At 69.8% G+C, this 12,296-nt stretch carries 24 protein-coding genes and 1 tRNA gene; 21 read left to right on the forward strand and 4 right to left on the reverse strand.

The annotated features are described in order from the left end of the window. Positions 1-449: 449 nt before the first annotated feature. A complete protein-coding gene (gene tyrS / locus ACERUN_RS18215; RefSeq protein WP_370291523.1) occupies positions 450-1,721 on the reverse strand; it encodes a tyrosine--tRNA ligase in 1,272 nt (423 codons plus the stop codon). A 150-nt stretch (positions 1,722-1,871) separates the two neighbouring features. Here tyrS and ACERUN_RS18220 point away from each other — a divergent pair, with 150 nt between their 5' ends. Both ACERUN_RS18220 and ACERUN_RS18225 read left to right on the forward strand, forming a co-directional pair. Next, complete coding sequence (locus ACERUN_RS18220) at positions 1,872-2,852, forward strand: hypothetical protein (protein ID WP_370291525.1); 981 nt, start codon at positions 1,872-1,874, stop codon at positions 2,850-2,852. 89 nt (positions 2,853-2,941) lie between these two features. After that, positions 2,942-3,015: transfer RNA gene (locus ACERUN_RS18225), tRNA-Ile, on the forward strand. Between the two features lie 81 nt (positions 3,016-3,096). On the opposite strand, the gene ACERUN_RS18230 is transcribed toward ACERUN_RS18225, so the two are convergent. The 3 genes from ACERUN_RS18230 to ACERUN_RS18240 all read right to left on the reverse strand — a co-directional run bounded on the left by ACERUN_RS18230 (position 3,097) and on the right by ACERUN_RS18240 (position 5,068). Then, positions 3,097-3,525, reverse strand: coding sequence for a hypothetical protein (locus ACERUN_RS18230; protein WP_370291526.1), 429 nt, complete (start codon positions 3,523-3,525; stop codon positions 3,097-3,099). A 167-nt stretch (positions 3,526-3,692) separates the two neighbouring features. After that, entirely contained in the window at positions 3,693-4,475 is a 783-nt protein-coding gene (locus ACERUN_RS18235) for a DUF3800 domain-containing protein (RefSeq protein ID WP_370291527.1), read from the reverse strand. Between the two features lie 2 nt (positions 4,476-4,477). Further along, positions 4,478-5,068 carry a helix-turn-helix domain-containing protein gene (locus tag ACERUN_RS18240; RefSeq protein WP_370291528.1) on the reverse strand — a complete coding sequence of 197 codons (591 nt, stop codon included), beginning with the start codon at positions 5,066-5,068 and terminating at the stop codon, positions 4,478-4,480. Between the two features lie 218 nt (positions 5,069-5,286). On the opposite strand from ACERUN_RS18240, the gene ACERUN_RS18245 reads away from it, so the two are divergent. The 19 genes from ACERUN_RS18245 to ACERUN_RS18335 all read left to right on the forward strand — a co-directional run. After that, positions 5,287-5,574: a helix-turn-helix domain-containing protein gene (locus tag ACERUN_RS18245; protein WP_370291529.1), complete on the forward strand. Its 288-nt coding sequence runs from the start codon at positions 5,287-5,289 to the stop codon at positions 5,572-5,574. Further along, positions 5,571-5,909: a GIY-YIG nuclease family protein gene (locus ACERUN_RS18250; protein ID WP_370291530.1), complete on the forward strand. Its 339-nt coding sequence runs from the start codon at positions 5,571-5,573 to the stop codon at positions 5,907-5,909. The genes ACERUN_RS18245 and ACERUN_RS18250 overlap by 4 nt, the downstream gene beginning before the upstream one ends. Beyond that, entirely contained in the window at positions 5,909-6,637 is a 729-nt protein-coding gene (locus ACERUN_RS18255) for a ParB N-terminal domain-containing protein (RefSeq protein WP_370291531.1), read from the forward strand. The genes ACERUN_RS18250 and ACERUN_RS18255 overlap by 1 nt, the downstream gene beginning before the upstream one ends. Beyond that, positions 6,634-7,455, forward strand: a complete 822-nt coding sequence (locus ACERUN_RS18260; RefSeq protein ID WP_370291532.1) for a hypothetical protein — start codon at positions 6,634-6,636, stop codon at positions 7,453-7,455. Before ACERUN_RS18255 ends, ACERUN_RS18260 begins: the two co-directional genes overlap by 4 nt. Then, complete coding sequence (locus tag ACERUN_RS18265) at positions 7,455-7,640, forward strand: hypothetical protein (RefSeq protein ID WP_370291533.1); 186 nt, start codon at positions 7,455-7,457, stop codon at positions 7,638-7,640. Before ACERUN_RS18260 ends, ACERUN_RS18265 begins: the two co-directional genes overlap by 1 nt. After that, a complete protein-coding gene (locus ACERUN_RS18270) occupies positions 7,637-7,837 on the forward strand; it encodes a helix-turn-helix domain-containing protein (RefSeq protein WP_370291536.1) in 201 nt (66 codons plus the stop codon). The genes ACERUN_RS18265 and ACERUN_RS18270 overlap by 4 nt, the downstream gene beginning before the upstream one ends. 73 nt (positions 7,838-7,910) lie before the next feature. After that, the gene (locus ACERUN_RS18275) at positions 7,911-8,129 is read left to right on the forward strand and encodes a hypothetical protein (protein ID WP_370291537.1); all 219 of its coding nucleotides are present in this window, start codon (positions 7,911-7,913) and stop codon (positions 8,127-8,129) included. Beyond that, positions 8,126-8,308, forward strand: coding sequence for a hypothetical protein (locus tag ACERUN_RS18280; RefSeq protein ID WP_370291538.1), 183 nt, complete (start codon positions 8,126-8,128; stop codon positions 8,306-8,308). Before ACERUN_RS18275 ends, ACERUN_RS18280 begins: the two co-directional genes overlap by 4 nt. After that, positions 8,305-8,442, forward strand: a complete 138-nt coding sequence (locus ACERUN_RS18285; protein ID WP_370291539.1) for a hypothetical protein — start codon at positions 8,305-8,307, stop codon at positions 8,440-8,442. Before ACERUN_RS18280 ends, ACERUN_RS18285 begins: the two co-directional genes overlap by 4 nt. Further along, positions 8,435-8,683 (forward strand): hypothetical protein, encoded by a 249-nt coding sequence (locus ACERUN_RS18290; RefSeq protein ID WP_370291540.1) that lies wholly within the window; start codon positions 8,435-8,437, stop codon positions 8,681-8,683. Before ACERUN_RS18285 ends, ACERUN_RS18290 begins: the two co-directional genes overlap by 8 nt. Continuing rightward, a complete protein-coding gene (locus tag ACERUN_RS18295; protein ID WP_370291541.1) occupies positions 8,680-9,162 on the forward strand; it encodes a hypothetical protein in 483 nt (160 codons plus the stop codon). Before ACERUN_RS18290 ends, ACERUN_RS18295 begins: the two co-directional genes overlap by 4 nt. Further along, positions 9,159-9,326: a hypothetical protein gene (locus ACERUN_RS18300; RefSeq protein ID WP_370291542.1), complete on the forward strand. Its 168-nt coding sequence runs from the start codon at positions 9,159-9,161 to the stop codon at positions 9,324-9,326. The genes ACERUN_RS18295 and ACERUN_RS18300 overlap by 4 nt, the downstream gene beginning before the upstream one ends. 17 nt (positions 9,327-9,343) lie before the next feature. After that, positions 9,344-9,547 carry a hypothetical protein gene (locus ACERUN_RS18305; protein WP_372740702.1) on the forward strand — a complete coding sequence of 68 codons (204 nt, stop codon included), beginning with the start codon at positions 9,344-9,346 and terminating at the stop codon, positions 9,545-9,547. Next, a complete protein-coding gene (locus ACERUN_RS18310; RefSeq protein ID WP_370291544.1) occupies positions 9,544-9,738 on the forward strand; it encodes a hypothetical protein in 195 nt (64 codons plus the stop codon). The genes ACERUN_RS18305 and ACERUN_RS18310 overlap by 4 nt, the downstream gene beginning before the upstream one ends. Continuing rightward, complete coding sequence (locus tag ACERUN_RS18315) at positions 9,735-9,929, forward strand: hypothetical protein (protein WP_370291545.1); 195 nt, start codon at positions 9,735-9,737, stop codon at positions 9,927-9,929. Before ACERUN_RS18310 ends, ACERUN_RS18315 begins: the two co-directional genes overlap by 4 nt. A 186-nt stretch (positions 9,930-10,115) precedes the next feature. Continuing rightward, positions 10,116-10,940 (forward strand): PD-(D/E)XK nuclease-like domain-containing protein, encoded by an 825-nt coding sequence (locus ACERUN_RS18320; RefSeq protein WP_370291546.1) that lies wholly within the window; start codon positions 10,116-10,118, stop codon positions 10,938-10,940. Further along, positions 10,937-11,818 carry a hypothetical protein gene (locus tag ACERUN_RS18325; RefSeq protein WP_370291547.1) on the forward strand — a complete coding sequence of 294 codons (882 nt, stop codon included), beginning with the start codon at positions 10,937-10,939 and terminating at the stop codon, positions 11,816-11,818. Before ACERUN_RS18320 ends, ACERUN_RS18325 begins: the two co-directional genes overlap by 4 nt. Continuing rightward, positions 11,815-11,994 carry a hypothetical protein gene (locus ACERUN_RS18330; RefSeq protein WP_370291548.1) on the forward strand — a complete coding sequence of 60 codons (180 nt, stop codon included), beginning with the start codon at positions 11,815-11,817 and terminating at the stop codon, positions 11,992-11,994. The genes ACERUN_RS18325 and ACERUN_RS18330 overlap by 4 nt, the downstream gene beginning before the upstream one ends. Beyond that, on the forward strand, positions 11,991-12,296 hold a 306-nt coding region (locus ACERUN_RS18335; RefSeq protein ID WP_370291549.1), incomplete at its 3' end, for a DNA cytosine methyltransferase. The genes ACERUN_RS18330 and ACERUN_RS18335, both read left to right, overlap by 4 nt.

Below are 12,296 nucleotides of genomic sequence, written 5' to 3' on the forward strand. Positions count from 1 at the left end.
ACAACCACCAGCAAGAAACTTGCCAGAATCATCAATTGCCGAAAACACACAACAACCCACACCCAAAGGCACAAGCTGCTGCACACAAACATCACAACAATCTATGCATGACACACTGTTGAGTTCTCAAACATCACACGCTCCGAGGCTTCCCGTTGCCGGTCGGTCCTCACGCTGATGGTCCGCACCTGTGAGGCTCCGGTCTGTGCCAGCCCCGCAAGGGCTGCTTTTCTGACCGGCACCGTGTCGGTGCGAGACGGCCGCGGGATCCGGGGGCCCTCCGCCTGACCGGCGTCTTGCCCCCCGTCGCTCCCGGCGACAAAGAGAACATTACGCATCCCCCGCAGATCGCACAAATCGAGACGACGTGACCCGGGCCACAGAGCGCTGGACCGCCCTCCGGCCTGCTGGGAGAGCCGCCCGCAGCGGCTCTCCACGCACCCGCGTCGTCAGCCCACACGCACCCCAGCAAAACGCTTCTTGCCCCGACGCAGGACCAGCCACGCGCCGTCCACGAGGTCGGTGGCAGCGGGGACGTGGGAGGGGTCGTCGACGCGGACGTTGTTGATGTAAGCGCCGCCCTCGGCGACGGTGCGCCGCGCCTCGCCCTTGGACGACGCGAGGCCGGCCAGGACGAGGAGCTCCACCACGTCGGGCAGCGGCGCTCCCCCATCGATGTCGGCGATGCCCGCACCGGCGAGAGCCGCGGCGAGGGTCGCGCCGGGCAGGGACGTGACGTCGCCGCCGCCGAACAGGGCGCTCGCGGCCGCCTTGGCGGCCTCCGTCTCCTCCTGGCCGTGCACGAGCGTGGTGACCTCGTCGGCCAGGACCTTCTGCGCCTCCCTGGCGAAGGGCTTCTCGGCATGGCGGGCCTCAAGGGCCTCGATCTCCTCCCGCGGCAGGAAGGTGAACACGCGCAGCAGCTCGCCGACCTTCTCGTCCTCCACGTTCAGCCAGAACTGGTGGAAGGCGTAGGGGGCCAGGAGGCCGGCGTCCAGCCAGAGCGCGCCGCCCTCGGTCTTGCCGTACTTCGTGCCGTCGGCCTTGGTGATGAGCGGCGTTGCGAACGCGTGGGCGCTGCCGCCGTCCGAGCGCCGAATCAGCTCAACACCTCCGGTGAGGTTGCCCCACTGGTCCGAGCCACCGAACTGCAGCGTCACGCCGTGGCGCCGGTAGAGGGTCAGGAAGTCCATCGACTGCAGGAGCACGTAGGAGAACTCGGTGAAGCTGATGCCGGACTCCAGGCGGCGGCGCACGGTCTCGCGCGCCAGCATCCGGTTGACCGGGAAGTGCTTGCCGACGTCGCGCAGGAAGTCGACGACCGACATCGGGCCGGTCCAGTCGAGGTTGTTGACCATCGTGGCCGCGTTCTCGCCCTCGAAGGAGAGGAAGGGCTCGATCTGCGAACGCACCCGCTGGGTCCACTCCTCCACGGTCTCGGCCGAGTTGAGCGTGCGCTCGCCGGAGTCGCGGGGGTCGCCGATCATGCCGGTGGCGCCGCCCACCAGGGCGAACGGCGTGTGGCCGGCGCGCTGGAGCCTCATCGCAGTGACGATCTGGACCAGGTTGCCCATGTGGAGGCTCGGGGCCGTGGGATCGAAGCCGACGTAGAACCGCACGCTGCCCTCGGTGAGCGCAGCGCGCAGCGCGTCGCGGTCGGTGGACTCGGCCAGCAGGCCGCGCCACTCGAGATCGTCGGGGAGAGCGGGGTCGACGGACAACGTCGTTCCTTTCGATGGGCTGCGCCGCAGGCGCGGGTCGGGATCTGGGCCAAGCCTGCCCCATGGCCCGGCACACCCGCGGGCGCGGTTCGTCCCGGGAGACGTGGACGATCGCCTCCATCCGGTGCCCTCGACGGTTAGCCTGAGTCGGTGGACGGGCAGTTCCCGAGACTCAGCGATCTGTTGCGTGCCCAGGGCCCTCTCGGCGCGGACGCTGCCGCGCGCCTGCTCCTCCCGGTGGCCGAGTCGCTGGCCGTCGTCCACGACCGGGGCGAGGTACATGGTGCGATCTCGCCGGACGCGATCGTCATCGGCACCGACGGGACGGCCGGGATCCTGCCGCGGACGGCGGTCGTCCCCGACCCGGCCTTCCTGCAACCCGGGTCCGACCGCATGTGGCGGCCTCGGGCCACCGACGACGTGTGGGCGATGGGCGCGCTGCTGGTGCACACGGCCACCGGACGCCCCCCGGTGGGAGCGCCGCAGCCACGACTCGTGGGGTGGTTGACACCGCTGCTCGAGCTGGCGCTCGCCGTCGACGACCGCGAGCGACCGACCATGGGCGAGGTGGCCCAGTACCTGCGGGGACCGACGTCGGCGGCGTCCGGCAGCGACCAGGACGAGGGGAGGCGCCGGCGCGCGGTCGTGCCGCTCGCGGTCGGCGGCGTCGTCCTGCTGGCCGCCGTGGGAGGCGCGCTGCTGTTCCTGCCGGGAATGCGCGACGGGGAGGACACGGCCCCGCCGGCCGCCGCGACCTCGCGCTCGACACCCGCCCCGTCGGCGTCCACGACGACCGTGCCGAGTGCCACCGCCACTGCACCGGTGGTGACGGCCGCCCGGCTGGAGTCGTTCGCGCGACGGTACGTGGCGACGGCCAGTCGCGACCCCCGCGCAGGCTTTCGCATGCTGACCCCCGAGTACCAGTCGAGCAGTCCCCGCTACACAGAGGTGTGGCGCGGTATCCGCGCACCGCGGATCCTCTCGGTGACGGCCGATCCCGACCGGCTCTCGGTGTCGTACCGCTACCGCTACCTGCGCGACGGTCGCAGCATCACCGAGGACATCACGCTGCGCCTCGTCGCGCAGGGTGACTCACTGCTGATCGCCGGCGCGACCGCGCGTCCTGTCTGACGCGGCGCTCCGGGGACGGGTCTCACGATCCACGGGTGACCTCAGCGCCGGTCGGAACCGGGCACGCCACTAGGGTGTGCCCACCTCCCGGGGCGGTAGCTCAGTCGGTCAGAGCAGAGGACTCATAATCCTTGGGTCGTGGGTTCGAGCCCCACCCGCCCTACCGCGCCCCACCTGCGAGAACGTCCCGAATCGGGTCCGAGCGGGTGGGGCGTTGACTGACTATGTGACTGCCAATCGGAAGTCAGTCGTCCGCGGCCTCGTCAGTCAGCCGGCGCCGTAGGTAGTGCCGCTCGGCCGGATGCAGCCACCGCACCCGGTCCTCGAGCACGCCCAGGTCGACGCCGAGCTCGTCGGCGGCCTCCTCGGGCGAGAGCGCCCACGCGAGCGCCTCCCCCATCGCGCGCACGTCCGGCAACAGCAGCCGCGCGGCGTCGCGGCGCACGGCCTGCTCGTGGCGGTCGAGGTGCGCCACGAGCACGGGCCCGTGCTCGGCATGGAGGCACTCGTGGAGGACCGTGCAGCGGCGCTCGGCCCAGGTGAGGTCCGCCCGCAGGCTGATCTCCTTCTCGGCGTGCCGCGTCACGCCCATGCGTTCATCATCGGCCGGCGCGTGCGAGCACAACGTCCAGTCGACGAGTGCCCGCAGCCGCCGCCACGGGTGGGGGGTCATGCGGGGACCGTAGACCGACCCTCCGATGCAACACGCCCGCACCCACTCGGGGATGGTGGGCATGGATGCGCCCATGTGCAACAGTTGCGCTGCGAGCCCAACCCGCGTATGCGGGCCCCTGGGTTCGCCGTCAAGGCGGCCCTCCTGTGTGGGGGCCGCCCTTCTTTTTACGGCCAGGCCACGATCCCGTCCCCGCGCGGGGACACCTCGGCCAGTCGCGCGCTGCCGAGCTCGTTCCACATCCCGGGGTGGCAGATGTTGCCGCGCTTGCCCTTCGCGGGCGTGATTCGCCGCGAGGCCGAGAAGGCTGCCAGGTCGGCCAGCTGCACGAAGTAGGACTGCTGCGAGTCGCGCGGGCTCGCGTCTTCGATCAGCAGGGGCGCATCGTGCGCGGCGCCAGCGACCCAGTCGAAGCGACGAAAGCGCCTCAGGTGCGCGCGGATCGCATCGTTGCGGCTGCCGTTGTCGTGGATGACGACGATCGGGGCGTTGGTCGCGCGCGAGCGGAGGCGCAACCGCTGGAACAGCATCTTCCAGGCCCACTCCTCTATGTCGAGGTCCCGCTTCATGACCTTGTCCTTCTGGATGATCACGGCGAAGGAGCCGCTCGAGACCACCTGCGTGGCCTTGAGGTGCGAGGTGTAGATGTCGCGGAGCTGGCCGTCGCCAAGGCCCAGATCGCGGAAGTGCTTCTTGACCCCCGAGATCCACTCCCCCTTGACCTCCTGCGTCTGCAGAAGGCCGTAGCGCTTCTTCAAGTCCCGTCGCAGCTCCGTCAGCAGATCCAGCCGCGACGTCCAGTGATCGGTCGGAACAAGCACGCATCCGAGGCCGAACGTGGTCGACGAGCCTTCCTTCCTTCCTGGATCGCCGGTGTCGTCGATGTAGGCGAACTCAGCGCGGGGCGCGGCGTTGGACGCCAGCAGGTTCAGCAGCGACTCCTCGGCCACGGCTAGCGGTCCCGGTCCCGATCGCCTCGCTCGTCGCGCGCGGCCTCCTTCGCCACCTGCGACACCTTGCGCTCGCGGCTGCCCATCGTCGGCAGCCGGCGGATCGGGTTGTCGTCGTCCGGACCCGAGTTCGGCGGGTTCATGGGGGCGGCACCGGGTCGGCGTTCGTCGTCGTGGTCATGTCCATCACCTCCTTGGTGCTTGCGGGGGCCGGTCTCACCCCAGTGCTGCAGGAGGATCTCGACGCCCTCCTGAAAGTGCTCGGGCTCGACGCCTTCTGTGCTGAAAGCGGCCTTGGCGGTGTCGTCTAGGACCACCTTCAGCACGCCCTTCACTCCAAGGTCGACCGGGTAGCCCATGTCCTCAAGGAGTGCCACCGAGAGTCGGACGTGAACATCCGGCCCCAGTTGCGGCGCCATCATCTGGCCCAACGCGCGGAGGTGCTCCGGCGCCGGCCTGGTCTTGCCCGACTTCCAGTCCGACACCGCCGAGCGCGTCACGCCGATGTGCTCGGCGATCTTCGACTGATTGGGCGGGAAGGGCACGACGTCGAGCCATTGCTCGACGATCTGCCAGACGCGGCTGGACTTCATGGCGACCATGCTCGGCGTTCCGTTCGGTCAGGTGCAACGTGGCCGGGCACCGCGACACGCCGCGACGCCCAGATTTGCGGACACCAGATCGTAACGAACTACATCGGTGTAATCGCAGGTCACGGCGGGTTTTCTGCCGCCAGGTGCTTGACAGATGGACACTGATCGCCCCAGTCTTGTCGCGAAGTGCTGGACACTACGTAAGGCGGAATGCCACCATGGGGATCAACAACCACCCGATCACGGAGCTCTACATGCTGGTGAAAGATGCCGACCTCATCAGGCGGCTGATGGAGTCCAAGGGCCTGACGGCTCGGCGGATCTCGCGGGACATGGGCTGGTCGTCGCACTCGTACCTCAACCGCGTGCTGAACGGTCAGGTTCGCTCGGTCACCCCCGACGCGGCCGTCAAGCTCGCGTACTTGCTTCAGGTGCCCGTCGATCTCATTTTCGTGCCCAGGGTGTCCGGCGATACGCGGCAGAACGTCCGGAGGATGGCGTCTTGACCATCGTCAACCACGAGTCAGGGCGAGCGCCGGGGGGCGATCCTGCCGTCTACGTGCTGCACGACCCCGACGAGCGCGCTCTTTACGTCGGCGCCACCCAAGACGTGGCACGGCGAATCCGGGAGCACCGGTCCAAGCCGTGGTGGAGCGACGTGGCTGGCGTCGAGATCTACAGGACCGAGAACTGGGAAACCGCTTTGCGCCTCGAGAAGGAGTGCATCGCCCAGTTCGCCCCTCGGCACAACAGGCAGTCGTCGAGCCTGCCGGCGGTCATCTGGACCGAGCTGGTTTCAGACCGCTATCTCCAGTTCCTGCGGAAGCACGAGGCGCTCTGATGCTCTTCCAGTTCCTCCCCCGCCTCGCCGATGACGAGTACGCCGCACTGGAGAAGTCCATCCAGGAGCACGGCATCCAGGTCCCCATCGTCGTGGACGAGAACGCCTCGGTGATCGACGGACACCACCGCAAGGAGATCGCCGACCGTCTCGGGATCGACTGCCCCCGGCGCACCGCTGCCGACCTCACCGATGAGCAGAAGCGCACGCTCGCGCTCTCGCTCAACCTCGACCGGCGCCACCTGACCCGCGAGCAGAAGCGCGCGCTGGTGCTCGCCAGCATCAAGGCGGACCCGCACCTCTCGGACCGTCAGCACGCCGAGCGGACTGGGGCTGACCACAAGACCGTGGGCGTGCGCCGAGCCGAGCTTGAGGCGACTGGGGAAATTCCCCAGTCCGAGGTCCGCATCGGAGCGAACGGCGTCGGCAAGCCGCTGCCGCCGAAGCCTGCGCCCGAGTCGGAGATCGAGTGCCAGCGCCCGACGCCGTCCACGGCACCGGTGCAGCAGCCCCCCGCGCGGCGTCGTCGTCCGCTCCCCGACGCCTTCCGTGACGCCGCCTACGACGCCGAGAAGAAGCTCGAGGCCCTCGCCCGCCTGGTCGCCGACGACCGCTGGCCCAAGAACGCCGAAGAGGTAGCGGCTCGCAATCGCCACTACCTCATTCGGATCAACGACCTGGTGCAACAGGTCATCAACTCACTGCCTGAGAAGGAGCATAACCGATGAGCGCACTGCCCAACCCGAGCGCGAAGCCCGAGGTGGCCTTCGTCCCCGTCGACCCCGCTACCGCCAAGCGGTGGCTCGGTCGCAACTACAGCAACCGCGGCCTGCGTGACGCCAAGGTGGCCAGCTTCGCCCGCGACATGGCCGGCGGCAACTGGCAGATGACAGGCGAGGGGATCAAGTTTTCCCCCGAGGGGAAGCTGCTCGATGGCCAGCACCGACTCCACGCCATCGTCAAGGCGAACACCACCGTGATGATGCTGGTGATCCGCAACGTGTCCGAGTCCGCTCAGAGCGTCATGGACACCGGCACCGCGCGGACGGCTTCCGACGGCCTCGGCTTCCGCGGGCATCAGCACACCAGCACGCTGGCCGCGACGGGGCGCCTCGCCCTGCAGGTCGAGCGCGGCGACTGGGGCAACAACTTCGCCCCGACCCACTCGGAGATCTACGAGTGGATCGACGCCAACCCCGGGATCGTCCGCTCTGCGGAGCTGTCGCGCTCGTGGTCGCGCAACACCGACTGCCCCCGCTCGATGGTCGCCTACACCCACTTCCGCCTGGCCAAGATCGACGTGTTCGACGCGGCCAACTTCTGGAACGCCGCCTCGGAGAAGATCGGCCTCCGCGAGGGCGACCCGGTCATCGCCATGACCAACCGGTTCGCTGAGGCGCGGCGCAATCGCCAGCCCCTGACGCGCTCCGAGTTCCTCAGCGGGATCTACCGCGCATGGAACTATCGGCGCGACGGGAAGCCGCTCCGCATCCTCAAGATCAACTCCGCCAAGGGCGGGATGATCCCGATCCCGGAGCCGAAGTGATGCAGCTCCCCGACGACTACGGCACCGCCGACGCCTTCATGGCCGACGTCGACCCGATCATCAGCGACCTCGCCGGGCGGATCGACGAGTCCCGCGAGCAGACGATCGGCTACGCGACCCTCTGCGCCCTCGCCTCCATCGCCGACAGCCTCGCGGTGCTCGCGGGCAAGAAGGGCCGGACATGACCGCCGACGTCCCGTTCGAGGACCGCATCTTCATCTCGGCCGCCGAGGCCGCAGCGGTGCTCAACATCACCACCTGGTCGATCTACCGCCTGCTCGACAGCGGCGAGATCGAGTCCCGCTACTTCGGTCGCCGGCGCCTCGTCGTCCGCGAGTCCGTCCAGCGCTTCGCCGCGTCGCTTCCCGACACGGCGGCCTGACCCACCAAACACCAGCGGCGACGCCCTCCGCCTGCAAGCACGGGCGCCGCCACCGACACCAAGGAGCATACCGATGCCCACACCACCACGGTTCGCGGTCGGCACCCGCGTCACCATCCAGACCGGCGCCCACGGCGGCCGCGTCGGGACGATCACCCGCCTCGAGAACCACAGCGGCCAGATGGTCGCGACGGTCGAGTTCATGGCCCCGCGGTTCTTCATGGACCCCGACGGCGAGCAGGAGACCAAGCGTCTCCCCTACGCCCTGCGCGAGCTGGCGGTGACCGCGTGAGCCCCGTCGAGGCCGCCTCCCGCGCGGTCCTGGCGATCCTGCCCGCGAACACCGAGCGCGCCTACACGGGCCTGCACGAGGCGTTCTCGCAGATCCACGACGAGGCCGGGGCGGCCGTGCTCGCCGACGTCGTTCGCAACATCGAGCGCAGCGCGATCCTCGGGAGGCGAGCCGCATGACCGCTGTCCTGATCGTGACCCTCGTGCTCGTCGTCGCCCTATGGGTGATCGAGTCCCACGCCTCCCGGGAGACCATCGACTGCCTCCGCGCGCGCGTCATCTGGCTCGAGAGCGAGGTGGACCGCCGTGGCTGACCTTCACATCGGCCTCGTCCGCGCCGTCTGCGCGTGCGGCTCCGGCTGGTCCGTGCCCGCCTCGTCGCTGGTCGACGGCGCGCTGATCCACTGCGACGACTGCCTGCCGCTGCTCGACGGCATCCTGTGCGACGACGCCGAGGACTCCGCCGGCCAGCGTCTCGCCGCGCTGCTGCTGCCCGCTGCCGCGCTCGGTGCGCTGCTGCTGGTCGTGGTGCTCGTGGTCGGGGGTGCGCGATGAGCCGCGAGTGGCAGCCGGGCGACGTGGCGATCCTCAATGACGGCAGGCGCGTGTTCATCGCCACCGACCCGAGCGACCACACGTTGTCAGCGATCGACGCGAACGGCATGTGGTACTCCCGTCTCAGCATGGCCGCCCGCGCCGCCCGCCCCCTCGCCGTCGTCGACCCCGAGCAGCCGATCCCCGACGAGTGGGTGAACGTGTTCCGCGAAGTGTGGCAGACGTTGTGGGGGGTCGAGGACGCCGCCCGCGCTGGCCTCGCTGCCCTGTTCGCCCACATCGCCAACCCGCCGCAGTCCAAGCCCGACGAGCCCAAGGTGTTCGGCGCGTGCGTGCGGGATCGTGACGGCGCGGTGTGGCTGCGCGTGGACGACGACGCTGCCCCGTGGTGCAACGAGCACTACGTGTGGCACGCCTGGGACGACCTCGACATTCCCGAGGACGGCATCCTCTGGCACGGCGTCGGTGGTGACTCGTGAGCGCGCTGTGGATGCTGTTCAACGTCGCCGTGGCCTGCTTCTGGGTCTACTCGGCTGAGCGTGCTCGGACGGTGCCGGTGCAGGTGCTCTACGTGCTGCTGGCCGCGCTCATGTTCCTCGCCGCCGCTGGCCGTGCTGCCGAGATGGGCTGGTTGCAGTGGTGAGCGCCCCGGGGATGACGGTGGGAGAACTGCGCTCTCTCCTCGCCGACGCGCACGACGACGCTCCAGTGGCCGTGAGCCTGCGCGATGTCCACCCGATGATGTTGGCCGCCTCGCTTGCCGACGCCGTGGGCCTCCCGCTGCGTGCCGTCGAAGCCCGAGAGGTCTCCGACGACTGCGGCTACATCTTCGAGATCGACACAGACTTGGGGGACATCTCGTGAGCGCCGACCTGAGCAACCACCCCGACGCCGACGAGATGAGTGTTCGCGCTCGGCTGATCGTCGCGCAGGTGGCGTTGGAGAAGCGGCTGCGAGAGATGGGCTACCGGACTCGTTGCGCCCTCGGCCACGTCATCCACCCCGACGACGGCGCGCGGTGCCTGCGATGCGAGAAGCGCGAGGACGAGCGATGAAGCCGCGCCGACTTCCCCGCGTCTACGTCTGGAAGCAGGGCGGCGAGGATGTAACGCCGTGGTGGGTCGACTGCGAGGGCTGCCGAGAAGGCGCGCGCGGCGTCTTCGTCCCGGTCACCGAGAAGCGCACGCACGCCGACGCGATGCGCGCCGCCTGCGATCACCTGAGACGAAAGCACCGCGATGTGTGACTCCTGCGTCCCTGGCGACATCGACGACCCCCGCGAATACCTCGACCTGTCGCCGGACAGCGACATGACTTCCTGGTCGTCAAACGACGACACCTCCCGCGCACTCGCCGCGACCTGGCTCGACGGCCTCGACGCGCTCATCGCCGACATGGCGCCCGACACCGACCGAGACCTGAGAGGTGCCGCATGATCCGCCGCGACATCCCCGAGCACGAGTACCACGCCGACCGCACCAGCCTCTCGCAGTCTGGCGCCAAGATCCTGCTCGACGAGGGCCCCGCCGCCTTCCGCTGGCAGCAGGACCACCCGCGCGTCTCCGACGCCTTCGACTTCGGCCACGCGGCGCACAAGCACGTCCTCGGCGTCGGCGCGGAGATCGTCGTCCACGAGTACGACACCGCCAAGGTGAAGTCGCCCCGCGCCACCAGCGCTTGGAAGGAGCAGCAGGCCGAGGTCCGCGAGCGCGGCGGCATCCTGCTGCTGCCCGACGAGTGGGCCGTCGTCGAGGCGATGGCCACCAAGCTGCGCGAGCACACCACCGCCATGCGGCTCCTGGCCGAGGGTGAGCCCGAGGTCAGCATCTACGCCGAGGACTCGGCCACCGGCGTCCTGCGCCGCGGCCGCGTCGACTGGCTCCACCCGACCATGTGCGTCGACTACAAGACGACCGCCGGCACCGTCCACCCCAAGGCGCTCGCCGGGCGCTACGGCACGGTGCGCCGCTTCCACTACGACCAGCAGGTCGCCTGGTACCTCGACCTGCTGCGCGACCACGGCCACCCGGCCGAGGACTTCGCCTTCATCTTCCAGAGCAAGACGGCGCCCTACGACGTCACCGTCGCGCTCGTCCCCGAGAGCGAGCTCTACGAGGCCCGCGACCGCAACGCCGAGGCCCTGCGCATCTTCGCCGCCTGCACCGCCTCCGGCGAGTGGCCCGGACCCGTGCGCCCTGACAGCTGGGCCGTCCTCTCGCTCGACCGACCGACCTACACCGAGGAGTACGCAGCATGACCGAGCTCGTCCGCGCCGACGAGGCGCCCGCCACTGACCTGTCCGTGCAGATGGACTACGCCCGAGTCGTCTCGAGCGCCTCGATGCTGCCCGACGCCTACCGCGGCAAGCCCGCCGACATCATGCTCGCGGTCGGCCTGGGCCAGTCGATGGGCCTCTCGCCCGCCGAGTCGCTCTACCGGATCGCCGTCATCAAGGGGAAGCCGACTGCCTCCGCCGAGCTGATCGCCGCGAACGTCCGCAAGGCGGGCCACAAGCTGCGCGTGCTCACCGACGAGGCGGCCAAGAGCGTGAAGGCGATCATCGTCCGCGCCGACGACCCCGAGTTCTCCTTCGAGGTCACCCGCGACCTGGCCTGGGCGCAGTCGATGGGTCTCGACCGGAACGACAACTACCGCAAGCAGCCGCTCACCATGCTGCAGTGGCGGGCGATCACCGCCGTCGCGCGACTCGCCTGCCCCGAGGCGCTCTACGGCGTCTCCTACACGCCCGACGAGATCGCCGACACCCCCGAGCAGCGCCCGACCGGCGGCGGCCTCCGCGCCGTCATGGCCGAGCGCGTCGACCCCTCCCCGGCGCCGGCTGCGCCAACAGCCGTCGAGCCTGCCACGCCCCCTGCCGACTCCTTCCCGGCAGATGAGGGCGATCGAGCGGCGAGCGCCGGGGAGGGCCCCACTCCCGCACAGCTCCGCAAGATGGGCGCACTGCTCAAGGAGGTCGGCCTGCCCGAGCGCGAGGCCGCTCTCGCCTACGTCGCCGACGTGATCGGTCGCGAGGTCGCCAGCCGCAACGAGCTCTCGCGGGCGGAGGCGGCCGCCGTCTTGGACGCGCTCACCGCCGACGCCGACGTCGCGGTCGGAGAGGTCGTGGAGCCATGAGCGCCGACACCTCCCGCCCCATGTCTGGCGGCTCCTTCATGCAGACCGGCGACCTGCCCTCGGCGTTCGCTTCCGAGGCACTGATGGCCGACGACGCGCCCGCGGCGCTCGCCTTTCTGCGCCGCCACGACGCGCTCGACCTGGCGCCGATGCTCGGGCTGGGGGACGTGGCATGAGCCTCACCGTGACCGACATCTTCTGCGGGGGCGGCGGCTCGTCGACCGGCATGGTCGACGTCCCGGGCGTCGAGGTCGTGATGGCCGCGAACCACTGGGACCTCGCCGTGGCCGTGCACAACGCCAACCACCCCGACGCCGACCACGCCGCGGTCGACCTCCACGAGGAGGACCCCCGCTACTTCCCCACCACCGACATCCTCTGGGCCTCCCCCGAGTGCACGAAGTGGTCGCAGGCGTCCGGCGGGAAGTACGCCTCGGTCTCGGTCGAGGCCAACCTGCTCGACCTCCTCGACCCCGAC

It is taken from the genome of Nocardioides sp. (assembly GCF_964229035.1).
Classification (GTDB): domain Bacteria; phylum Actinomycetota; class Actinomycetes; order Propionibacteriales; family Nocardioidaceae; genus Nocardioides.